The organism is uncultured Megasphaera sp. (assembly GCF_900539295.1).
Lineage (GTDB): Bacteria > Bacillota > Negativicutes > Veillonellales > Megasphaeraceae > Megasphaera.
The window spans coordinates 30,154-52,632 of sequence record NZ_UQBH01000010.1 but is presented as its reverse complement, the minus strand read 5'-3'; the positions used below and the strand labels follow the sequence as shown (position 1 = coordinate 52,632).

General features: G+C 54.3%; 20 protein-coding genes. All 20 read right to left on the bottom strand.

The window, feature by feature from the left end; translation table 11 throughout:
* Positions 1–23 precede the first annotated feature (23 nt).
* Complete coding sequence (locus QZQ46_RS04970) at positions 24–1,073, bottom strand: glycosyltransferase family 9 protein (protein WP_296827395.1); 1,050 nt, start codon at positions 1,071–1,073, stop codon at positions 24–26.
* Complete coding sequence (locus QZQ46_RS04965) at positions 1,070–2,101, bottom strand: glycosyltransferase family 9 protein (protein ID WP_296827392.1); 1,032 nt, start codon at positions 2,099–2,101, stop codon at positions 1,070–1,072. The genes QZQ46_RS04970 and QZQ46_RS04965 overlap by 4 nt, the downstream gene beginning before the upstream one ends.
* Positions 2,088–2,609 (bottom strand): HAD family hydrolase, encoded by a 522-nt coding sequence (locus QZQ46_RS04960; protein WP_296827389.1) that lies wholly within the window; start codon positions 2,607–2,609, stop codon positions 2,088–2,090. The genes QZQ46_RS04965 and QZQ46_RS04960 overlap by 14 nt, the downstream gene beginning before the upstream one ends.
* Positions 2,606–3,571: an ADP-glyceromanno-heptose 6-epimerase gene (gene rfaD, locus QZQ46_RS04955; protein WP_296827385.1), complete on the bottom strand. Its 966-nt coding sequence runs from the start codon at positions 3,569–3,571 to the stop codon at positions 2,606–2,608. The genes QZQ46_RS04960 and rfaD overlap by 4 nt, the downstream gene beginning before the upstream one ends.
* The gene (gene rfaE1, locus QZQ46_RS04950) at positions 3,568–5,049 is read right to left on the bottom strand and encodes a D-glycero-beta-D-manno-heptose-7-phosphate kinase (protein ID WP_296827383.1); all 1,482 of its coding nucleotides are present in this window, start codon (positions 5,047–5,049) and stop codon (positions 3,568–3,570) included. The genes rfaD and rfaE1 overlap by 4 nt, the downstream gene beginning before the upstream one ends.
* Positions 5,050–5,070: 21 nt before the next feature.
* The gene (nrdR, locus tag QZQ46_RS04945; RefSeq protein ID WP_044504218.1) at positions 5,071–5,535 is read right to left on the bottom strand and encodes a transcriptional regulator NrdR; all 465 of its coding nucleotides are present in this window, start codon (positions 5,533–5,535) and stop codon (positions 5,071–5,073) included.
* A gap of 75 nt (positions 5,536–5,610) precedes the next feature.
* Positions 5,611–6,648 carry a cell division protein FtsZ gene (ftsZ, locus tag QZQ46_RS04940; protein ID WP_044504219.1) on the bottom strand — a complete coding sequence of 346 codons (1,038 nt, stop codon included), beginning with the start codon at positions 6,646–6,648 and terminating at the stop codon, positions 5,611–5,613.
* Between the two features lie 119 nt (positions 6,649–6,767).
* A complete protein-coding gene (locus QZQ46_RS04935) occupies positions 6,768–7,637 on the bottom strand; it encodes a cell division protein FtsQ/DivIB (protein WP_296827381.1) in 870 nt (289 codons plus the stop codon).
* A gap of 38 nt (positions 7,638–7,675) precedes the next feature.
* Positions 7,676–8,614, bottom strand: a complete 939-nt coding sequence (locus QZQ46_RS04930) for a D-alanine--D-alanine ligase (protein WP_296827379.1) — start codon at positions 8,612–8,614, stop codon at positions 7,676–7,678.
* Positions 8,615–8,617: 3 nt separating this feature from the next.
* A complete protein-coding gene (gene murC, locus QZQ46_RS04925) occupies positions 8,618–10,006 on the bottom strand; it encodes a UDP-N-acetylmuramate--L-alanine ligase (RefSeq protein ID WP_296827441.1) in 1,389 nt (462 codons plus the stop codon).
* A gap of 28 nt (positions 10,007–10,034) precedes the next feature.
* On the bottom strand, positions 10,035–11,156 hold the full coding sequence (gene murG, locus QZQ46_RS04920) for an undecaprenyldiphospho-muramoylpentapeptide beta-N-acetylglucosaminyltransferase (RefSeq protein WP_296827377.1): 1,122 nt from the start codon (positions 11,154–11,156) through the stop codon (positions 10,035–10,037).
* Between the two features lie 34 nt (positions 11,157–11,190).
* Complete coding sequence (gene murD / locus QZQ46_RS04915; RefSeq protein ID WP_296827374.1) at positions 11,191–12,558, bottom strand: UDP-N-acetylmuramoyl-L-alanine--D-glutamate ligase; 1,368 nt, start codon at positions 12,556–12,558, stop codon at positions 11,191–11,193.
* Between the two features lie 54 nt (positions 12,559–12,612).
* A complete protein-coding gene (mraY, locus tag QZQ46_RS04910) occupies positions 12,613–13,578 on the bottom strand; it encodes a phospho-N-acetylmuramoyl-pentapeptide-transferase (RefSeq protein ID WP_296827372.1) in 966 nt (321 codons plus the stop codon).
* Positions 13,579–13,583: 5 nt separating this feature from the next.
* Positions 13,584–14,954, bottom strand: a complete 1,371-nt coding sequence (gene murF, locus QZQ46_RS04905) for a UDP-N-acetylmuramoyl-tripeptide--D-alanyl-D-alanine ligase (RefSeq protein WP_296827370.1) — start codon at positions 14,952–14,954, stop codon at positions 13,584–13,586.
* Positions 14,954–16,459, bottom strand: a complete 1,506-nt coding sequence (locus QZQ46_RS04900) for a UDP-N-acetylmuramoyl-L-alanyl-D-glutamate--2,6-diaminopimelate ligase (protein ID WP_296827437.1) — start codon at positions 16,457–16,459, stop codon at positions 14,954–14,956. The genes murF and QZQ46_RS04900 overlap by 1 nt, the downstream gene beginning before the upstream one ends.
* A 123-nt stretch (positions 16,460–16,582) precedes the next feature.
* On the bottom strand, positions 16,583–16,861 hold the full coding sequence (ftsL, locus tag QZQ46_RS04895) for a cell division protein FtsL (RefSeq protein ID WP_296827368.1): 279 nt from the start codon (positions 16,859–16,861) through the stop codon (positions 16,583–16,585).
* A gap of 136 nt (positions 16,862–16,997) precedes the next feature.
* Positions 16,998–17,930 carry a 16S rRNA (cytosine(1402)-N(4))-methyltransferase RsmH gene (gene rsmH / locus QZQ46_RS04890; protein ID WP_296827365.1) on the bottom strand — a complete coding sequence of 311 codons (933 nt, stop codon included), beginning with the start codon at positions 17,928–17,930 and terminating at the stop codon, positions 16,998–17,000.
* 8 nt (positions 17,931–17,938) lie between these two features.
* A complete protein-coding gene (gene mraZ / locus QZQ46_RS04885; RefSeq protein ID WP_296827361.1) occupies positions 17,939–18,379 on the bottom strand; it encodes a division/cell wall cluster transcriptional repressor MraZ in 441 nt (146 codons plus the stop codon).
* 147 nt (positions 18,380–18,526) lie between these two features.
* Positions 18,527–19,456 (bottom strand): tRNA glutamyl-Q(34) synthetase GluQRS, encoded by a 930-nt coding sequence (gluQRS, locus tag QZQ46_RS04880; RefSeq protein WP_296827358.1) that lies wholly within the window; start codon positions 19,454–19,456, stop codon positions 18,527–18,529.
* 12 nt (positions 19,457–19,468) lie between these two features.
* Positions 19,469–22,390: an insulinase family protein gene (locus QZQ46_RS04875; protein ID WP_296827356.1), complete on the bottom strand. Its 2,922-nt coding sequence runs from the start codon at positions 22,388–22,390 to the stop codon at positions 19,469–19,471.
* Positions 22,391–22,479 lie beyond the last annotated feature (89 nt).

The following is a 22,479-nucleotide window of genomic DNA, read 5'->3' as shown; positions in this document are numbered from 1 at the left end:
CACCTCCAAATAGAATACAAGATTTATGTTCTTCCATAATAGCGGCTCAGGAGTTCTTCGCCTGCGGCGATGACCTGGCTCATGGGAATAACCGAAATACCTTTATAGTTGCCTTCGCGGATAATTTTCTTCATGCTCTTGCCGACTTCATAATGGTCCGTCGATTCCAGGACGATGGCCCGGTCCGTATAGGGACCGTAGAGCTTGGGATTGCTCGGCCCGTAGAGGGCGACCAAGGGCACCCGTTGGCTGACGGCGATATGCATGGGACCGCTGTCGTTGGTGATGAACAGGGAACACCTGCGAATGGCTGCGGCCAGTTCGCCGATGGTAAAGGCCCCGGTGGCCACAATGGGCTTCGAGGTCATTTCCCCCGTCGCTTCGCTTACCATATCGCGGTCCATATCGCCGCCGAAGAAGACGCATTTGAAGCCTCGGCGGCCAAAGTAGTCGGCCACGGCGGCAAACCGCTTGGCCGGCCACCGTTTTTGAGGAACGGCGCTGCCGATGTTGAAGCCGATGAGGCTGTCTGCCGGCGAGACGCCGTGGGATTCATAAAATTCAGCTGCCTTGTCATCCCAAGCTTTCGACGTGACAAACTGCAGGCCGTCGCTGCGATAGTCGTCGATGCCGAGCTGGGCCAGGACGTTGATGTACATATCGGCGGCGTGGAGATGGATGCGGTCCAGCCGCGTATAGCGGTTCATCAAAGGACGGGCCAGGAAATGGCTCATGCCGACGAATTTCTTAGCATGGATGACGGCTGCCAAAAACGACGTCCGTTCATTGGGATGCAGGTTAATCAGAATATCGTAGTGCGCTTGATGCAGGCGGCGGCCGATATGCCACAAGGCGCTGATCGAATTGTCCTTCCCCTTTTTATCGACGGTAATCAGGTGATCGATATCGGGGTTGTAGCGGACGACATCGGCAACCTTCTCGTCGACGACGAGGGTGATGTCCGATCCTTGGGCGTGGCGGCGCAGGACCTGCAGAAAGGGCGTAATCAGAATGAGATCGCCAAGATGCATGAGAAAGGTGACAATTATTTTCTTCTTGCGTAAGTTAATCATGATTCCACCTTCTTCAATACCTCTTTAAAAAGGTTCCACACCATATCGACGGTAATCTGAGCCATGCAGTCCGGATCGTCTATGAGCGGTTCTTCCGGCGTGGCTTTCGACGTCGGCGAAATGACGAGATGGATGTAAGAACGGTCACTGCCGCCGTAGGGGCCGGTCCGTTCGGGAGACGTCGGCCCGAAGAGGGCGATGAGTTCCTTTTTAAGGGCGTTGGCTATGTGAAGAGGCCCCGTGTCGGCACTGATGTAAACCAGGCTTTCATCGATGGCCGCCAGGAGTTGGCGGAGATCGGTCTTACCGGTATAGTCAAAGACACGGCCCGATCCGTCCCCTTCTTTGAGGACGCGGCCCTTCTCCTGGTCGTCGCCGCCGCCTAGGATGACGGCTGACAGTCCCTTATCGGTCAGGCGCTGCAAAAAGCGGCTCCAATAGTCAAGGGGCCATTCTTTGACGTCCCAGCGGGCACCGGGAACGACGGCGACGTACGGCCCTTGAAGGCCGTCTTGTGACAGGCGCCGGCGCCAGGCCTCCTTCTCTGCCGTAATATCCGGCAGGGGAAAAACCAGGTCGTCGACACGGCCGCCTAAGGCCCGAATCGTATCGAGGTAGCGCTCGATGACGTGGTCGTATTTATGGTCTCCGACCAGGCCTTTACTGACCAAAAAGCTCCCTTCGCGCATTTCCCAGTAGCCGTATTTTTCTTTGGCACCGCTGAGGAAGGCGACGACGGCACTTTTAGCCAAGCCCTGCAGGTCGAGGCAGAGATTGAAGTCGTACGCATGGAGTGTATGGCGCAGTTCCATCCAATACGACGGGGATTTCAGCCGCTTTTTGTCGACATAGATGACGTCGTCAATATAGGGCTTTCCCGGCAAAACCGGGGCGAACTGTTGATGGACGGCCCAAACGATGCGGGCGTCGGGGCAATTTTGTCGCAGTGCATGGAGCGTCGGCAGCGAATGAAGAACGTCACCAAGGGAACTCATCTTGATGACCAATATGTTTTTATACGCTTTCACGTTCCTTCCTTTCTGTGACAATAGCCTTTACAAAATCATCGAGCCTGCCGCCGGTGAATAAGTAGCCGTCCATGCCGGCTCGGCGGCCGCATTCGACGTCGAGGGGCATGTCGCCGATCATAAACGATTGGGACAAGTCGATATCGTAATCGCGGGCGGCTGCCAGAACCATTCCCGGTTCCGGTTTTCGCCAATCGCTTTTTTTATCGTAATCTTTTATCGGCGCCCCTTCGAGGTAGGGGCAGTAGTAAACGGCGGTAATCGTCCCGCCGGCAGAAGCGGCCTCACGACACATCCAGTCATGAAGGGTCTTTACATCGTCTTCGGTGTAATAGCCGCGGGCCACGCCGCTCTGATTGGTGACGACGATGATGGCATAGCCTTCGGCCGTCAGATAGGCCAGGGCTTCTTTGGCGCCGTCCATCCATTCAAAATCCTTGATGAATCCTAAATAAGACTTATCGACGTTTAAGACGCCGTCGCGGTCGAAAAAGACAGCCTTTCTCATGCGAAATAGCCGCCGTTCTTTTCGAGGATGCTGCAGTATTCCTTAACGGCTTCCGACAGGATGGTAAAGCCCTTGTCATAACCGGCTTTCATGAGGTTTTCCGTATCGGCCTGGGTATAGCTCTGATATTTGCCCTTGAGGACGTCCGGGAAGGGAACGTATTCGATGTGGCCCTTGCCGCAGTAGTCGATGACGCCCTGGACGAATTCATTGAAGGTATGGCCGATGCCGGTACCGCAGTTATAGATGCCCGACAGTTCCGGGTGTTCCCAGAAGTAGAAGATGACGTTTACTACATCGTTGACGTAGATGAAATCGCGGATCTGCCCGCCGTCTTCGTAGCCTGCCGTCCCTTTAAAGAGGGTGATCTTCCCCGTTTCCTGGAGTTCGTGGTATTTCTGGTAAACCAGAGATGCCATCTTGTCCTTATGGTTTTCCTGAGGTCCGAAGACGTTGAAATAACGGAAGCCGACGATCTGGCTCTTGGCGATGGGCTGGACACGGCGAACGAAGCGGTCGAACTGGAGCTTGGAATAAGCATAGGGATTGAGGGCTTCTTCGCAAGACGGATCTTCGCGGAAGCCGTTCCGGCCGCTGCCGTAAGTCGATGCCGACGATGCGTAGAGGAAGGGAATCTTCCGGCTCATGCAGTAGCGCAGGAGATTCTTGCTGCCTTCATAGTTGTTTTTCATCATGTAGCGGCCGTCGTAATTCATCGTATCCGAGCAGGCCCCTTCGTGGAAGACGACGTCGATGTAGCCGCAGTCAAAAGTATCGTCGGCCATCTGTTCATCGAAGTCGGCGTAATCCATATAGTCAAAGAAATCGAGGCCCTGAAGGTTGCGGCACTTGCGGCCGTCGGTCAGGTCGTCGACAATGAGGATGTCGTCGATTCCCCGATTATTCAGTTGCTTTACGATATTGCTGCCGATAAAACCGGCACCGCCTGTTACTATTTTCATATTTTCCCCTTCTTTACCAAATCAGCTATTTTCTGAACGAGTCCCGTCGTAGAGTACCCTTCTTCAAATGAAATGATTTCTACGCGCTTTACGGACTCGCGGCCAATGACTTCATCGGCCTTATAATCGCCGCCTTTGACCAGGATATCGGGACGGAGGACCTCTAAGAGTTCCTTCGGCGTATCTTCGTCAAAGATGACGACGTCATCGATGCATCCCAGGGCTCCGAGCAGGACGGCCCGGTCTTCCTGAGCTACGAGCGGTCTCGTTTCCCCTTTGAGGCGCCGTACGGAGTCATCGGAGTTGAGGCCGACGACGAGGTGCTGTCCCAGCATGGCTGCCTGCTGCAAATAGAGAACGTGGCCGCGATGGAGAATGTCGAAGCAGCCGTTCGTAAAGACGACGGTTTCCCCTTTTTTCTGCCATTCCCGGATTTTCTTGGCCATTTCATCCCGCGTAAGGGACCGATAAGGCTGCCAGCGGACGGGGTGCCAGTCTTCCCACAATTTCAGGAGTTCATGGCGATGGATAGGATAGGTCCCGACTTTGGTCACGACGATACCGGCTGCGGCATTGGCCACCTGCAGGCTGGTGCGGATCGACAAGTTGCCGGCAATGGCCGATAAAAAGGCGGCGGCGACGGTATCGCCGGCACCGGAAACGTCGAAGACTTCCTGGGCTGTGGCCGGATTATTCCAGACTTTGCCGTCTTTTCCGACGACGGTAATGCCCTTTTCGGAGCGGGTCACCATGAGGTGAGCAAAGGAGTATTTTTTATACAGCTCGCCGGCTGCTTCGACGACGGCCTGACCTTCATTGGCCACGAATCGTCCCAAGCAGTCGCTTAATTCTTTCATATTCGGCGTCACGAAGTCGGCCCCGTTATACTTGCTCCAGTCGCTTCCCTTGGGATCGACCAGGATGGGAATATGGGCATTATTGGCCGCTTTGATGACGTTTTGAGCCAGAGAATCGGTGAGAACGCCTTTTTTGTAGTCCGACAGGATAATCCCATCGAGGCCGGTTTCCAGCTGATCTTTCAGCCAGGCCAGAAGGGTTTCCTCTTCCGTTTCAGCCAAGGGCGTTACTTCTTCAAAATCGAGGCGAACCATCTGCTGCCGCGAGCCGAGGATGCGCATTTTCGTCGTCGTCGCATGGCCTTTTCGCACGACAAGGCCTGAGCCGTCGATGTGGGACTCGGTCAATAATTCGTGGAGCAAGTCGGCGTTTTCGTCGTCGCCGATGAGACCGCCCAATAAGACATGGCAGTCCAAGTTAGCCAAGTTGGATGCGACATTGGCCGCCCCGCCTAAGACCGACGTCATATGATCGACTTTATTGACCGGCACCGGTGCTTCCGGTGAAATGCGTTCGACCTTGCCAAAGATGTAGCGGTCGACCATAATATCTCCGATAACGGCAATTTTCAGGTTCGGCAAGACATGATAAAAAAAGTGGTCGATGTAATTTTCTGTCATAGCGTTCCTCGATTCAATCTCTTATTTTTGTTCTTTCGTACCCATGAGATACTTCAATTCAGCCATAAAACTTTCCAAGTCGGCAAACTCGCGGTATACGGAAGCAAAGCGGATATAGGCAACGGCATCGACAGAGCGAAGTTCGCGCAAAACCATTTCCCCTATTTTTTCACTGGACACTTCCTGAGCCAGTGTGTTGCGGATATTGCGTTCAACCTTGGTGACAATCTCTTCCAGCTGCCGGCGCGTGACTTCCCGCTTGTTGCAGGCCCGAAGCAGGCCGTTGATCAACTTATTGCGGTCAAACAGTTCATGCCGTCCGTCTTTCTTGACGACGATGAGCGGGACTTCTTCGACCATCTCATACGTCGTAAACCGGCGGCCGCACTGCTGGCATTCGCGGCGGCGGCGGATAGCTTTGCCATCATCGGTTGCCCGTGAATCGGTTACTTTTGTATCTGCACATTGGCAAAATGGGCATCTCATCCTTCTTCCTACCTTCTTTCCGACGATATTTTCAAAAAAAGCGGGTCCGCCGGGATCCGCTTTTTTTCATGCTGATTATCTCATCCACGCAGGAATTTCTACGCCGCCGGCACTATCTTTTTTATCGCCGGATTTTGTCGTTCCGCCCGTTCCCTGTCCGAAAGAAGGAATCGAAGACGGTTCTTTACCGAAACCCGTAGCGACGACCGTAATGCGGATCGAATCTTCCATGTCCGGATCGATGACCGAACCGAAGATGATGTTGGCTTCCGGATCAACGGCTTCAGCCACTTTTTCAGCAGCTTCGTTGATTTCGTACAAGCTGACGTCCGGACCGCCGGTGACGTTGAGCAGGATGCTCTGCGCGCCGTCGATGCTCATTTCTAAGAGGGCACTGTGAATAGCACCGTCGACAGCTTCGACAGCACGGTTTTCACCGGAACCGATGCCAATGCCCATGATGGCTTCGCCCTGGTCGGACATGATGGTCTTGACGTCGGCAAAGTCGAGGTTGATAAGACCAGTCGTCGTAATCAAGTCGGAAATGCCCTGAACGCCCTGGCGGAGTACGTCGTCAGCGACGAGGAAAGCGTCTTTAAGAGGCGTCTTCTTGTCGATAATCTGGAGCAGTTTATCATTAGGAATAGTGATGATGGTATCGACTTTTTCCTTCAAGTAGTCGGCACCTTTTTCGGCAACTTCTCTGCGGCGCTTGCCTTCAAACAAGAACGGCTTGGTAACGACAGCGACCGTAAGGGCGCCCATTTCCTTAGCACATTCAGCTACGATAGGCGCTGCACCGGTGCCGGTACCGCCGCCCATGCCGGCCGTAACGAATACCATATCGGCACCTTGGAGAGCCTTGATGATTTCTTCTTTACTTTCAAGAGCTGCCTGTTCACCGACCTGGGGGTTGGCGCCGGCACCGAGGCCTCGGGTCAATTTTTCGCCGATCTGAATCTTAACATCGGCCTGGGACACTTCCAGTACCTGGTCTTCCGTGTTGACCGAGATGAACTGGACCCCCTGCAACCCACTTTCTATCATACGGTTGACAGCGTTGTTACCGCCGCCGCCGACACCAATTACTTTTATATTCGCAAACTCTGCCATATCGCATTTTCCTCCTTCGGACTCTATACGCACACCTTGTGCAGTAGGATTCTTTATTATTTTACACTATCTTAGAAAAATTATCTAGCTGTTTTTAAAAATCAAGGCCCCAAGCCTGTTTATTTTGCCTTGATGGACGGGGCTCTGAGATCGGTATCGATATACTGGACGTTGATTCCGTTGTTCCGAGCTTCCGTCAGCAGGGTTTCGGTCATCTTAGCCCGTTCGGCCGGATCGTCTCCCCGGCCGAGGCGGATGGGAACGGAATCGGTCGTATAGGCGACGATGCTTTCAGGGTTGCCGACGTTTACTTCAGCAATCGTCTTGAGCAGATCCGGCGGCAGGCTCTGGAGGTATACCATAGCGGCCTGGAGGGTCGGATCATTAATCGTATCGCCAAGGAGCAGGTTGTCGACTTTCTTGCCGGTCATGATGGGCAGGGAAACGCCTTTGATCTGCGGTTCTAAATCGATGACCCGGCCGGTCTTGTCGACGTAGGCAAAGCCGTAGAGCGTCGTAATGATGGCAGCCGGCTTGCGTTCGGTCATGTCGATGCGGATCGTCGCCGGAAATTCACGGGTGACGGTGGCATCGGCAATACGCAGGTCTTTTTTCAACCGTTCTTCGATGCCGTCCGTCGACAGCTGGACGACGTTGACGTAGGAATAGGCTCCGGCGGCGCGGTAGACATCGTCAAAGGACATGTTTTCATTGCCGTCGACGATGAGCGTGCCAAAGGGAACCGGTGCCAGCCGCAGGAAGAGCCAGACGGCAAAGATGCCGATAACCGTAAGGATGATCGTGCATCGGCGCCGGTGAGCCTGCGCTTGTTTCTGCTTCTTTCTCTTTTTCTTCAGTCTGGCAGCCTGACGCATCTGCTGGCGGCGACGTTCCTCTTCTTCAGCCAGTCTCCGATCCTCATCGCTGCCCAGGGGATCCCGGTCAAGATGAGGAGGCACAAAGACGTCATGAGGATCGTTCGGCACCACCGCTCGCGGCCGCCTTCCCGGATATGGATGCTGTTTCATCAAAATTTACCTACCGATGCTTCGAGCAAAATCTTTTCGCATAAATCTTCAAAAGAAAGGCCCATGGCCCGAGCAGCGTCGGGAACCAAACTGGTCGCCGTCATGCCCGGCACGGTATTGATTTCAAGTACAAAGGGATGGCCTTCTTTATCGGTCATCATATCGACGCGGGACACGCCGCTGCAGTGGCAGAGGCGGAATACCTTTAAGGCCAGGTCCTGCATTTCCTTTGTCAGAGCCGGTGAAATGGGCGCCGGGCAGATGTGCTTGGCAATCCCCGGTTCGTATTTCGAATAGAAATCGTATTTCCCCGTGCTGGAGACGATCTGGATGACAGGAAAGGCCAGGTCATCCATGACGGCAACGGTAAATTCATCGCCGTCGATAAAGGCTTCAGCTACGATGGATGCGCTGTACTTAAAGGCTTCTTCAAGGGCCGGTTCCAGTTCTTCCCGCGTCGTTACGATGACCGTACCGATGCTCGAGCCCTGGCCGGACGACTTGATGACCACGGGCAGGGAAAACTGTTTTTCGATGTCGGCCATAATAGCCTGGCGGTCATCACTGGCAAAGTAGTAAGCAAAGGGAGCCGTCGCAATGCCGGCGCCTTTGAAAGCAGCCTTGCTCATGACCTTGTTCATGCCGACGGCACTGGCCATGACGCCGGGACCGGTATAGGGAATGCCGATCATTTCACACAGGCCCTGAAGGACACCGTCTTCGCCGTAACGGCCGTGAAGAGCGTTGAATACGACGTCGATTTTCTTTTCTTTCAAAGTTTCGGCCAGGGTGTGCGGAACGAGTTCAATCGTTTCGATGGCATAGCCTTTTGTCTTCAGTGCTTCGGCAATGGCAGCTCCCGTGCGGCGCGATACTTCCGCTTCGGTCGAAGGGCCGCCGACGACGACGGCAATATGTTTACCTTTCATGTCTTCCATGCGTTATTTCTCCATTTCTTTCGCTTCGGCAATGTACTGTTCGCCGACTTTATAAATGTCTCCGGCCCCCATGGTGATGACTAAATCGAGGGGCTGGGAGTTTTCTTTCAAATAGGAAACCAAATCTTCTTTATGAGGAATGTAAATGACGTCTTGTCCCGTCGTTTCCTTGACCTTTTTGGCAATGAGTTCGCCCGACACGCCGGGAATGGGATCTTCACCGGCACTGTAAACGTCGGTCACGATCAGTTTATCGGCCTTGGCAAAGGCGCTGCCGTACTGGTCGAGGAGGAGCTGGGTACGCGTATAGCGGTGAGGCTGGAAGAGACAGACGACGCGGTGGGTCCCCATGTCGCGGGCAGCCGTCAAGGTGGCGTTGATTTCCGTCGGATGGTGGGCATAGTCATCGACGACCCAGACGTCACCGACAAAGCCCTTGGTCTGGAAACGGCGTTTAGCTCCGTGGAAATGGCTCATAGCCGCTGCGATTTCTTTAAAGGGAAGGCCGCAGGCATCGGCAACAGCCGTCGTCGCAAGTGCGTTTAAGACGTTGTGTCGGCCCGGTACATTCAGGACCATATCCCCCATCTTCTGACCGCCTTTATAGACGCTGAAGTGGAGTTTCCCCTTAAGGTAATGGAGGTCTCTGGCCTGATAGTCTGCCGGCTGTTCGAGGCCGTACGAGACGTAGCGCCGTCCCGTCGTCGGTGCCAGGGCACGGATCTTGTCGTTTTCAAAGCACAAGACGGCCAGGCCTTCTTCGGCATCGAGTTTCTGTATGAATTCCTTAAAGGCGGCGATGACGTTATCGAGGGAGTTGTAATGATCCATATGGTCGGCGTCGATATTGGTGACGACGGCGATATACGGATGCTGCTTGAGGAAGGTGCCGTCGCTTTCATCGGCTTCGGCAATGACATACTGGCCTTTCCCCAAGATGGAATTGCTGTGCAGATAGTCGACTTCCCCGCCAATGACGATAGTCGGGTCCTGCCGGCATTCTTCAAAGACCTGTCCCAGCATGGACGACGTCGTCGTCTTGCCGTGGGCACCGGCAACGGAAATCCCCTTCCCCCAGCTCATGATATGGACCAGGGCGTCGGAGCGGTGGATGACCGGAATGTTCCGGCGGCGGGCTTCGACGAGTTCGACATTGTTGTCGCGGATGGCCGACGAGATGACGACGACCTGAGCGTCCTGCAGATTTTCAGGGCTTTGTCCGATGCAGATACGGGCTCCGCGCTTGGCAAATTGCTCCGTTACAGGCGAGGCTTTGAGATCTGAGCCGGATACGCGATATCCTTTTTCAATAAAAACGTTGGCAATTGCCCGCATTCCGGCGCCGGCAATCCCAATAAAATGAACGTTTGCAACATCGTTCAGATTAACCATAGGTTTATTCCACACCCTTCTTCTCCTGTTACGGATTACGTTTTCGAGAAATCGATAAGGCCAGTTCGGCAATATCGCGGGCCGCCTGGGGCTTACCCATGGAACGGCTGGCCTTGCCCATGGCGGCTAGGGCCGCCGGATCTTCTTTTAAATGGATGATTTCTTCCAGTAATTCCCGTCCGTTCAGCATCTTGTCGAGGATCATCTTGGCAGCGCCGCACATGACCAGGGCCTGTGCATTGTAGCGCTGATGATCTTCCGCCGCGTAAGGATAGGGAATGAGAATCGACGGTACACCGCGGACGGTCAGCTCGGCAAGGCCGACGGCACCGGCTCGGTATACGGCCAGGTCGCAGGCAGCCAAGGCTTCCGGCATGTGGTGAAGATAAGGGATGATACGACTCCCCTTGCCATAGCGGCCGCGGCATTCAATGCCTGACAGCTGCTTTACGACGCGGTCGTATTCGTGATCGCCCGTAACGTGGAGGATCTGGATCGTATCGTCGTTTCGAAAATGTTTATGGACCTCGATCATCGCCGTGTTGATGCTGCGGGCACCGCGGCTTCCGCCGGCGACGAGGAGGGTGAATTTATGAGGATCCAATCCCAGTTTTTTCCGGCCCTCTTCACGGGTGACCGTCAAAATATCCTTGCGGACGGGATTGCCTGTATAAACGAGAATGCTCTTTCTGCGAAAGCGCTCGGCAGCTTCTTCATAGCCGAGAGCGACGCGATTGACAAAGCGGCTCAAAATCGTATTGGTAACGCCGGGAATGACGTTTTGTTCCTGGATCAGGGACGGTACACCGCTGAGACTGGCGGCTAACAGTACCGGGCCGCAGACAAAACCGCCTGTACCGATGACGACGTCCGGTTTAAATTCATGGATAATGCCTTCTGCCTTAATCAGGCTGGCTGCTGTCTTCCCGAGGGTGACCAGGTTGCGGACGGAAATCTTCCGTTCGAGGCCCCGCACGTCGAGGGTGACGAAGGGCAGCCCTTCTTTGGGAATCAAGGTATTTTCCAGGCCGATTTTGGAGCCGACGTAGAGAAATTCGGTAGGCTCGATGTCGGCGATCGCCCGGGCAATGGTAATAGCCGGGTAGATGTGGCCGCCTGTGCCGCCTCCGGAAATAATAACTCGACGCATGTTTCCTGCCTCCTGTCGACTGTGTTAACTATTATCAGATAGCGTTGACAATGCCTTTAAAGACACGGCCCCGCTGTTCAAAATTGTCATACATATCAAAGCTCGAGCAAGCCGGCGAAAGGAGAACGGCCTGAGGAGCTTTGGCGATACTGCGGGCCAGCATGATCGCCCCTTCCATACTATAACCGGTACGGCGGATATCTGCAATGCCCGCTTTTTTAGCAGCTTCTTCAAAACGGTCGGCGGCATCGCCGATGAGGATCAGCGTGTCGACCCTTTTGGCTGCTAAAGCCATAAAATCATCGAGGGGCGTCTGTTTATCATAGCCCCCGGCGATGAGGATGAGATGACCCTTGGGAAAGGCATCCAATGCCTTCATCGACGCATCGACGTTGGTTCCCTTGGAATCATTATAATAGGTCACATCGTGGATGGTGCGGACTTTTTCAAGGCGGTGTTCAACCCCTTTAAAAGACCGTAAGACCTGTCTAATGACGTCAAGGGAGGCCCCGGCAGCATAGGTCAAGAGAATGGCCGCCAGGCAATTCTGTATATTATGCTTGCCAAAGAGATGGAGCTCCGATTCAGCACAGACGACGGTATCCTGCCCATCAAGGCGCAGAATAAGGTCGCCGTCCCGATAAAAGGCTCCTTCAGGGACTTCACCGCTCGTCGAGAAGTAGAGGACGCTGCTGGTCATGGCATCGGCCATGGCCCGGACGCGGGAATCATCATAGTTGAGGACGGCATAGTCGCCCTTGTCTTGATTGAGGAAAATTCGCTGTTTAGCCGCACTGTAGGCTTCCATCGTATGGTGACGGTCCAAGTGGTCCGGCGTGATATTGAGGATAACCGCCGCCTTGGCCTTCAGGCTGTGCGTAAATTCGAGCTGGAAACTCGAAAGTTCAGCTACGACGACGGCTTCTTTCGGAAGATCTTCTGCCTGTTCCGAAAGGCCGTAGCCGATGTTGCCGCCGACGACGGTCTGACGGCCCGTGGCCTTCATGATTTCCCCCACCAGGGTGGTCGTCGTCGTCTTGCCATTAGTACCGGTAATGCCGATGACGTCGGCGTCGGTAACGCGGCAGGCCACTTCGACTTCGCTCCAAATGGGAAGCCCCTTGGCAGCAGCTGCTTTCATGATGGGAATTTCCGGAGAAATGACCGGCGACGGAACGACGACATCCATGCCGTCGAGGAGGCTCGTTTCCTGACTGCCGAAGACGAGCTTCACGCCGCGGGATGCCAGATCAGGCCACGGCTGTTCGCTTACATCGATGGCCTTCATGTCGTTGAGGACGACCGTCCCCCCGTGATCTGCCAAGGCCAGCGAAGCGGCACGACCGCTAATGCCCGCGCCGATGACTAAAAATTTTTTTCCAGAAAAATCCATGATGCTCATTACCTACACCTGCTTTATGTAAAATATGGTCTTAACAATCAGAAAAGGCTGTCTTTATTTTCCTGCCATGACGACGATAATCGCCAAGATGGCCATTAACGCCGAAAAGCTCCAAAATACCGTAACGACTTTGACTTCGCTCCATCCGGACAATTCAAAATGGTGGTGGATCGGGCTCATCTTAAAGACCCGGACGCCCCGCGTTTTGAAGGAAATGACCTGGATGATGACCGATAAGGCTTCGAGGACATAGAGGCCGCCGGCCAGGATGAGCAAGAGTTCGGTCTTGGTCAGGATGGCCATGGCAGCCAGTGCGCCGCCGAGGGCCAGGGAACCCGTGTCACCCATGAACATTTTAGCCGGATGCTGGTTATAGAACAAGAAGCCCAGGCAGGCCCCGGTCAGGGCCGTGCTGAAAATGGCAAAATGAGTATAGCCCAAGGCAACGGCGATGACGACGTAAGCAACGGCCGTAATCGAGCACGAACCGGCAGCCAATCCGTCGAGTCCGTCCGTCAGGTTGACGGCATTGCTGGTGCCGACGATCATGACGAAGACGAAGAGATAGTAGAAAATGCCTAAGTCAACGGTAATGGACGTGAAAGGAATCCACAAAGTCGTGGGAAAATGAAGGAAGGCTTGAAGGATGTAGCAGAAAACGGCAGCCATGACGAACTGGCCGGCCAGTTTCTGTTTTGCCGTAAGGCCCAGGTTGCGGTGCTTGACGGCCTTGATGGAATCATCGAGAAAACCGATGACGCCGTGACCTAAGGTCAGGAACAAGGCCAGGGCCTTTCGCAGTTCCATCGGGTCGAAGAGAAGGCAGGCCACGGTCAGCGCCGTCAAGATGAGGATGCCCCCCATGGTCGGCGTGCCGGCTTTGTACTTATGGCTTTCCGGCCCTTCTTCCCGTTCAGACTGGCGGGCGTGGAACTGCTTCAGTTTTTTGATGACAAAGGGTCCCAGGGCAAGGCCGATGACCAGGCTGACGATGAAGCTGAAAATCAGCATTTTAAACATTCACATTACTTCCTTTCAAAATAAGGCAGTATTTTTTCCATAGCAAAGCTGCGCGAGCCTTTCAAAAGGACGGTGTCACCATCCCGGAGCAAGGCCTTCAGCTGACGGGCCGCCGCTTCATGAGAATCGGTCATATAGACGGCTTTCATGCCGGCTTCCTGTGCCGCACGGGCTATATCTTCAGCCAGATTCCCCATGGTAATGAGGGCGTCGAGCTTCATATCGGCAACTAAACGGCCGATGGCCCGGTGTTCTCTTTCGGCCCAGTCGCCAAGTTCTCCCATGCCGCCGAGGACGGCAATCTTGCGGCCCTTGGTCAAGAGATCCAAGGTGCGGACGGCTTCGGCCATCGAAGCCGGATTAGCATTATACGTATCGTTGATAAAGGTATAGGGGCCGAGGTGCAGGAGTTCCTGACGCATGGCCATGCCCCGGTAAGCCGCAAGGCCGCGCTGCAGTTCAGCATCGCTGAGGCCGGTGAGGTAACCGACGGCAATAGCAGCCAGGGCGTTATAGACATTGTGCCGGCCAATGACCGGAACGGAAACGTCAAAGGTACGGTCGAAGCAGCGGCAGGAAAAACGGACGCCCTGTTCATCACAGACGACATTTTCCGCCCGGATTTGGAGAGACTCGCCCGTCCCGTAGAGGATGGATTTGCCTTGGCAGAGGTTTTTCATGGGCGCGACGAAGGGATCGTCGCCATTTAAGATGGCCGTCCCTTCCGAATCAAGGCCTTCAACGAGTTCAGCCTTGGCCTTGGCAATATTTTCCTGGGAACCTAAGAGCTCGATATGGCTCTTGCCGACATTGGTGACGACACCGATGGTCGGCTCGCCGATATCGACCAGTTCGGCAATCTGTCCGAGGCCGCGCATACCCATTTCGACGACACAGACTTCGTGGTCCGGCGTCAGTTGGAACAGGGTCTTCGGCAGGCCTATTTCATTATTATAATTCTTTTCTGTCTGCAGTACCTTATATTTTTCACTCAAGACGGCAGCAATCAGGCTGCGCGTCGACGTCTTGCCTACCGAGCCGGTTACGGCAATGACGGGAATGGAAAAGCGGCGGCGGTGGAACCGAGCCAGGTCCTGATAGGCTTTCAGCGTATCGGAAACGACGAAAATCGGCACGGCTGCGCCCTTATATTCCGGCCGCAGTTCGGAAACGACGGCACCGGCAGCCCCCGAAGAGAGGGCCTTTAAGACGAAGTCATGGCCGTCAAAAGAGGTCCCCTTGAAGGCGATGAAAAGGGAGCCCTTCTCAACCGCCCGGGTATCGGTGCAAACGTCATGAAAAAGCACACTCTCCACGGGAGAGAGCAGACGGGCTCCCGTCGCTTTCTGTACTTCTTCACTGGTAAAGTCAGCCATTATTTATCTCCTCGATGCAGATCGCGGACGGCATTGCGGGCTTCTTCGCGGTCGTCAAAATGAATCGTACCGTCATTTAAGATCTGGTACGTTTCATGGCCTTTGCCGGCAATGACGATGATATCGTTTTCTTGTGCCAGTTCAACGGCGCGGTAAATGGCTTCGCGGCGGTTGACGATGACTTCATGATGCTGACCCGGCTTGAGTCCTTCTTTGACCCCTGCTTCGACTTCAGCTACGATGGCATCGGGGTTTTCCGACCGCGGATTGTCAGAAGTAACGATGGGAATATCGGCCAGTTCGGCACCGATGCGGCCCATGATGGGGCGCTTCGTCCGATCGCGGTCGCCGCCGCAGCCAAAGACGGCAATGACGTGGTTAGGGTTCATAGCCCGAGCCGTTTCCAAGGCCTTTTCGAGGCTGTCCGGCGTATGGGAATAGTCGACGACGATGGCAAAGGGCTGACCGGCTTCGACGAGTTCAAAGCGGCCGGCTACGGAATGGAAGGACTGGATGGCCTTGTCGATCGTTTCTTCGTCGATGCCTTCGGCATGAGCGGCGCCGATGGCAGCCAAAGTATTATAAACATTGAACAGGCCGGTAATATTCATGTTGAGGTGGACATTGACAAAGGGGCCGACGACGTCGAAGGACGAGCGTTTCAGTTCGACATTCAAATTCGATCCCTTCAGATCGGCTTCTTTTTCGACGCCATAAGTCAGGACCTGGCAGTGGCAGGCCTTGAGGATCTGCTTGGACCAGGGATCGTCGACGTTTACGATGGCCGTTTTATTTTCTTTAACGTGATCGGCAGCGGTCAAGCTCTGGAAGAGTTTAGCCTTGGCGGCAACGTAATTTTCCATGGTCTTATGGAAATCGAGGTGATCCTGGGTGAGGTTGGTAAAGACAGCCGTATCGTATTCGATGCCTGCCACGCGGTCTAAGGCCAGGGCATGGCTGGAAACTTCCATGACGACATGGGTCATTCCCTTTTCATGCATCATGTACAGGAAGCGCTGGAGTTCGACGACATCCGGCGTCGTGTTGTGAATGGGCAGTTCTTCATCGTCGATGAGGGCGTGAATAGTGCCGATGACGCCGACATGATAGCCGGCCGAGCGAAGGATATGGGCGATGATGTGGGTCGTCGTCGTCTTGCCGTTGGTGCCGGTGACGCCGATCATGCGCATCTTTTTACCGGGATAGTCGTAAAAGAAGGGTACCATGTCTTCTAAGGCATGGTGGATATCGGGGACCTGGATCTGGACAGCACTGGACGGCAGGTCGAGATGCTTCGTCGTCAAAACAGCGACGGCCCCTTTTTCAACAGCCTGGGCAGCAAAAGCAGCTCCGTCGACGTGGGCGCCGGAAATGCAGACGAATAAGAAGCCTGCTTCGATTTCCCGAGAATCCGAAGAAATGCCGGTGATTACCGTATCAGCACTGCCGCTGAGGTTATAAATTCCTTTAAGATGTTTACAAAGTTCTCCAATTGTTTTGGTCATCATTATAGAACCTCCTTGACGGTTCATTTCATTTCATTAGTACTGTTCTACATTGTACAGCTTTATCGGATAAATAACAATGAGGTCGTCGCACAAAAGTGCGTCGACCTCTCATTTTAGCAATTATCGACGGTTCCCCTTTGCGGCCTGATCGCTTTGATTCCCGTAGAGAATACGTGATGGTGCCACCATTCCCAGTCCCTTGGTCGCCGTCGTATAAATCCGTTCCGGCGTTTCCAATTTGGAAATTTGGACACGCAACTGCTCATTTTCACTCTGTAACTGCTGTGCCTGAAGTTTTAGTTCCATGAGTTCGCCGCTCTGCTGATACGTCCAAGACGTAATAAGATTAGAGGCGATGGCAATCGCTGCGATCATTCCGATGGGAATCAGAACATACACCGCTCCCTGCTGGACGGCCTGTACTGCGGCCGACCTCCATAGGGGTACGCTTACGCTTTTTTCGTCATGTAGATTTCCGACTTTCCTTGCCAGCATACGCAACACATCCATTTCAATAATCATTAGCTTGGCTCCTTCATTTACGGATACCGACGCGAAGTTTTGCACTGCGGGCCCTCGGATTCAGCTCCAGTTCCTCCTGCGACGGTAAAATGGGTTGTCGCTTTACTTTTAGGATGGCCTGATGATGGCAGGTGCAAACCGGCATATCGGGCGGACAGATGCAGTCCGTCGCCAAAAGCCGCAGCGTCTGTTTGGCAATTCGATCTTCCAGTGAATGGAAGGTAATGACACACAAACGCCCTCCTCGTTTTAAACGCTGAGCGGCATGTTCCAATGAATCCTTTAAGATTCCCAATTCGTCGTTGACTTCGATTCGGATGGCCTGAAATGTTCGTTTGGCCGGATGAGGCCCGTCCTTTCTGGCTCCGGCAGGAATCGCCTTTTTAATGACCTGAACCAGTTCTTCCGTCCGTTCCAAAGGCTTTTCCTGACGCGCTTCGACGATAAATTCGGCAATGCGCTTGGCCCACCGTTCTTCCCCGTAATCCTTGATGATACGGTACAAGTCGGTCTGGCTGTAGCCGTTTACAATATCGTAAGCGCTGCGCCCCTTACTGCGGTCCATGCGCATATCGAGGGGCCCGTCCTGCATATAGGAAAATCCCCGGTCCGGCGTATCCAGCTGGTAACTCGAAACACCGAGGTCGAACATGATGCCGTCAACGGCATCGACGCCCTGTTCGTCAAGGACGTCCGACAGGTATTGGAAATTGCGCTGCACCAGAATATGACGGCACGACGTACCTGCCAGGCGTTCACCGGCAGCGGCAATGGCATCGCGGTCCTGATCGAGACCGATAATCATCGCCTGGTCCGTCAGCTCATCGGCTAAGGCCTTGGAGTGGCCGCCGCCGCCGAGGGTACAGTCGACGTAAATGCCATTGGGATCGGTTATTAAATTGGCTATGGTTTCCTTACGAAGAACACTGACGTGATGAAAATCCATGATTCCTCCTAAAAGTCCAGGTTCAGAAAATCGTCGAGACTTTCAGCAATCTCTTCCATGGCCGGAACGGTCTTGGCCACATAAGCTTCGTATGCGTCTTTACTCCAGATTTCGACCTTGTCTCCTGTTCCCAGAACGGTCACATCCTTAACCAGCTTCGCATAGGCCCGCAAAGTAGCCGGAATAAGGATGCGACCTTGCTTGTCGAATTCGACTTCAGCTGCACTGCCGAAGACGAACCGCTGGAACGCACGGACGTTTTCCTTGGATGCCTTCAACTGTTTTAAACTCGCGGCAAACCGCATCCATGCTTCCATCGTGTAAACGGAAAGGCAGCCTTCCAAACCTCGGGTCACGATGAAGGTAGGTCCGAGTTCATCCCGAAATTTGACAGGCAAAATGACGCGACCTTTGGCGTCGATTGTATGTTCGTATTCTCCCATAAACATTAGGCGCGTCACTCCTTTCACTCTCCCCCACATTCTACCACATTTACACACCTTGTGACAACAATATGTCAACAGAATGGAAAAAAAAAATAAGCTGCCACAAAGGCGACAGCCTATTTTTTTAAATATGTCGTTTAGTAAACCGATTTACTTGATGTCTTCCGTTATGACAATCGGTTCGGTACGCAGTTTTCTGAAGTCACAGACCTGCACCAATTCGGCCCGATCGTATCGGCGCCGTTCCGGAACCAGGCCGCCGGCAAAGGCCAAGTGGGACAAAATCGTCTCGGCATCGAGGCCCTCTGCCCGAAGGGCGCGGACCGTAATGCCCTGCTGGCGCTTTGAAAGGCGGTTCCCATCACCGTCGATGAGCATCGGCACGTGGGTATAATGAGGAGCTGCATAGCCCAGGGTCTTCATGAGCCAAATCTGCTGGGCCGTCGACGACAGTAAGTCTTCGCCCCGCAGGACGTGGGTAATGGCCATCATCCCGTCATCGACGGAAACGGCCAGCTGGTAGGCATACATGTCGTCGGCCCGGCGGACGACGAAGTCACCGCAGGAGTGGGGCAGATTCCCAGCCTGCCGGCCGTAAACCCCGTCGGTAAAGTAAACGGTTTCGTCCGGTACGTGGAGGCGCCATGACGGTTTCTTGGTCATCTTGCGGCGCTCAGCCTCGCTCAGGCCGAAGCAGTGGCCGTCGTAAACGGTATGCTCGCCGGCATGGGGCGCACCGATGGCCTGGAGCCGGGTCCGGCTGCAGTAGCAGGGATAGAGCAGCCCCATTTCGCGAAGCTCGTTCAAGGCCTTTTCATAATGGTCATATCGTTCCTGCTGGATATAAGGTCCGTACGGGCCTCCCACGTCGGGTCCTTCGTCCCAAGTGAGGCCCAGCCAGGAAAGGTCTTCCATGAGGGCCCGGGTGTAAACGGCCTTCGAGCGCTGCTCATCGATGTCTTCAATCCGAAGGACCAGGGTGCCGCCGGCCTGACGCACTTGGAGCCAGGCCAAGAAGGCCGACCAGACGTTTCCCAAATGGATGTATCCCGTCGGGCTCGGGGCAAATCGTCCTCGCATGGAAGCCACGCCTTAATCGGGAAGAGAAACGAGGTTCGTAAACAGGTCTTTTTCCTGGCGAATCGTCGCTTCACTGCCCATGACGCACACCTGATTATCGGCCATGACCGATCCGATGAGCGGAGCCAAAGCCCGAATATCGGCAGCCGTCGTCGCCAGGAGCTGATCCCGACGGGCTTGGGCAACGGCTTCCGTCGTTCCCGTAAAGTAGCGGGTCATGGCCTTTTCGCCGCGCAGGGACGGCGTAAGGGGTACGTCGATGCGGCTCAAAGTACCGATGACGTATTTCGTCATTTCCCGGTCCGATACGTCGAAGTCTTTCAGGTAATCGGCTAAGCCGTCATAGGCTTCGATGCTCGAGCGCAGATTCGGGTCGCGGTAAGAGCAAAATACCATGTCGCCGTTGTCATAGAAGCGGGTAAAGGCACCGTAGGCACCGCCCTGAACACGGACCTTGGTCCATAAATAGCCGTACTGGAGAATCGTGTCGAGGACCATCAAGGCACCGGCATAGTCATAGCCGTGGCTGCGGAAGTTGCCGCCTTTAGCGACGTACTGAACGGTACCGCTGGTCATGATGCCTTCGTTCTTGGCACTGAGGCCAAAATCGCAGAGGCCCGTTCTCTTTTCACCCTGAGGCAGGGCCTTAATGAAAGCGGAAGCTCCGGCTTTAGCCGTATCCCAATCGCCGTCGCTGGCCGTCATTTCCAAGGTCAGGGCCGAACGAGTGAAGATTTTTTCCATGAGAGCGGCCAGTTTCCCGCCGATTTCAGCGGCATCGGTCTTGATCCGTTTAGCAATGTCGGCAATGAATTCATAGTACGACAGTTCGCCGGCATCGCAGAAGGCTTCTACAGGCGATACATAGGACAAGACGCGGTGCATGACGATGGTATGGCCGCGGCGGAAGGTATCCATATCCCAGCCGGCCTTCGTTTCTTCGACGAGCTCAATCAGTCGTTCCTGATTGGTAAATACCGTTTCGAGAGCGATTTCACGCAAGAGGTCAATCAATTTATCCAAGTTGAGGGTCAAGCCCTTGGCTTTAATCCGGAACACCGGCATGTAATCGGTATTGTCCAGGCGGTTGGAATAAGCCGATACACTGTAGCCGATGCCGCCCGTATAGAGGTCGATGAGGGCTGCCAGTTCGCCGTAGGAGTGGGACTTGGTGTCGATGTCGCCGAGGATATCGCTCAACAGGTAAGCATAGGAAATTTCTTCCCTCGTCAGGCCGTGAAGGTCGAAGTAAGCATTGACGTAGGTGATGCCGTTCGTTTCGTCAGGAACGCGGCAGAGAGTGACGCCGTCGACCTGTTCTTCCTTCATGACGACGGTATCGACTTTCTTTTCGAGGTCGTCCCGGGACAAGGTCGGAATCGATTCCAAGGCTTCCGGCGAATCAGGCGTTGCTTGACGCTGTTTCAGCGAGTCCGATTCAGCGACGATGGCATCGATTTCTTCTTTCGAAAGGGACGCTTTGTAGGCCGCCAATTTATCGGCCAGGGCCTGGTCGCGTTTTTCCGTAAGGCCCGGTTCCGGTACCAGTGATACCAGGGCGTAGTAAGGATTATCGAGGATATAGCGGCGGATCAAATCTTCAAAGTAGCCGTTGTCGATGCCCTTTCGCAGTACATCGAGGGATTTTTCATAAGACAGGGATTCCAAGGGATCCATGTCGTAGAGCCAGGTATCCATGCAGCGGATGGCATAGATCAGTCCCTTCGGACGGCCGACGAAATCGGCTTCCCGCAGGGTAAATTCCGTCCGGTTCAAGGCACCGGTCAACAAGGTCTTATCGAGGCCTTCCTGTACCGTGCGCTGCAGGACGTCAGTGACGATGGGCATGATCTTATCCTGTTTATCCGGGTCGGAACCATTGACGGAAATGCTCCACAGCGGCTGGAGGATGCCGTCCTGGAAGTCACCGGAAATATCTTTGCCGAGACCGGCGTCGACGAGGGCCTTTTTAAGGGGTGCTGCCGGCGACTGGAGGAGGACGTAGGTCAAGACTTTAAAGGCCAGGGCCACCGTCGGATCCAGGGCGTCATCGATGACGTAGGTCAGACTGTGGAGGGTCTTGTGTTCCGTCTTTTCACCGGAAGCAATGCCGTACGGGTAGGTTTTGACGGCACTGCCCGGGAAGGCCTGACGGCCGATAGCCGAATCGACGGACTGGATTTTGAACTTGCTCAGATATTCCCCGTCGATGAAGGCCAAGGTCTGATCGATGTCCATGTCGCCGTAGAGGAAGATGTAGCTGTTCGCCGGATGGTAATACGTGCCGTGGAATTTGACGAAGTCTTCCTGGGTCAGGTCGGGAATGTCGGCAGGATCGCCGCCCGATTCAACGCCGTACGTCGTATCGGGGAAGAGATTTTCCATGACGTGCCGTTCGAGCTGGGAGTCCGGCGACGAAAAGACGCCTTTCATTTCATTATAGACGACGCCGCGGTAAATGAGGTCGCTGTCGGCAGAATCGAGGTGGTAATGCCAGCCTTCCTGCATCAGAACCTGTTTGTCCTGCAGCATGTTCGGGAAGAAGACGGCGTCGAGGTAGACGTCCATCAGGTTCTTGAAGTCGGCCGCATTGCGGCTGGCAACGGGATACATGGTCTTATCGGGGAAGGTCATGGCGTTGAGGAAGGTATTGAGCGAGCCTTTGACCAATTCGACAAAGGGTTCCTTCAACGGGAATTTCCGGGAGCCGCAGAGGACGGAATGTTCGCAGATGTGGGGCACACCGGTGCTGTCCGACGGCGTCGTCCTAAAGGAGATGGAAAAGACCTTGTTGTCGTCGTCGTTTTCAATGTAGAGCAGGCGGGCGCCGGACTGAACATGGCGCAGTTCATAAGCCTGGCTGTGGAGTTCCGGAACGTACTGCGAACGCTCGACGGAAAAGCCGTGAATCATCTGTTTTTCTTGTAACTTCATAAAAACGCTCCTTATCATTATATGTTTTAAATAACATAAATTATATAAAAATCAGTATATACTCATCAGTACGGCACACCTTGAGTCCG

Coding starts and splice junctions, on each gene's coding strand:
- rsmH (WP_296827365.1), bottom strand. CDS start 17,930: ATGGATTTTCATCACGTCAGTGTTCTTCGTAAGGAAACCATAGCCAAT.
- rfaE1 (WP_296827383.1), bottom strand. CDS start 5,049: ATGACAGAAAATTACATCGACCACTTTTTTTATCATGTCTTGCCGAAC.
- rfaD (WP_296827385.1), bottom strand. CDS start 3,571: ATGAAAATAGTAACAGGCGGTGCCGGTTTTATCGGCAGCAATATCGTA.
- ftsZ (WP_044504219.1), bottom strand. CDS start 6,648: ATGGCAGAGTTTGCGAATATAAAAGTAATTGGTGTCGGCGGCGGCGGT.
- QZQ46_RS04970 (WP_296827395.1), bottom strand. CDS start 1,073: ATGATTAACTTACGCAAGAAGAAAATAATTGTCACCTTTCTCATGCAT.
- murG (WP_296827377.1), bottom strand. CDS start 11,156: ATGCGTCGAGTTATTATTTCCGGAGGCGGCACAGGCGGCCACATCTAC.
- QZQ46_RS04930 (WP_296827379.1), bottom strand. CDS start 8,614: ATGGAAGACATGAAAGGTAAACATATTGCCGTCGTCGTCGGCGGCCCT.
- QZQ46_RS04960 (WP_296827389.1), bottom strand. CDS start 2,609: ATGAGAAAGGCTGTCTTTTTCGACCGCGACGGCGTCTTAAACGTCGAT.
- gluQRS (WP_296827358.1), bottom strand. CDS start 19,456: ATGCGAGGACGATTTGCCCCGAGCCCGACGGGATACATCCATTTGGGA.
- nrdR (WP_044504218.1), bottom strand. CDS start 5,535: ATGAGATGCCCATTTTGCCAATGTGCAGATACAAAAGTAACCGATTCA.
- murD (WP_296827374.1), bottom strand. CDS start 12,558: ATGAGCATCATGGATTTTTCTGGAAAAAAATTTTTAGTCATCGGCGCG.
- QZQ46_RS04875 (WP_296827356.1), bottom strand. CDS start 22,390: ATGAAGTTACAAGAAAAACAGATGATTCACGGCTTTTCCGTCGAGCGT.
- murF (WP_296827370.1), bottom strand. CDS start 14,954: ATGGCTGACTTTACCAGTGAAGAAGTACAGAAAGCGACGGGAGCCCGT.
- mraY (WP_296827372.1), bottom strand. CDS start 13,578: ATGTTTAAAATGCTGATTTTCAGCTTCATCGTCAGCCTGGTCATCGGC.
- mraZ (WP_296827361.1), bottom strand. CDS start 18,379: ATGTTTATGGGAGAATACGAACATACAATCGACGCCAAAGGTCGCGTC.
- murC (WP_296827441.1), bottom strand. CDS start 10,006: ATGGTTAATCTGAACGATGTTGCAAACGTTCATTTTATTGGGATTGCC.
- QZQ46_RS04900 (WP_296827437.1), bottom strand. CDS start 16,459: ATGACCAAAACAATTGGAGAACTTTGTAAACATCTTAAAGGAATTTAT.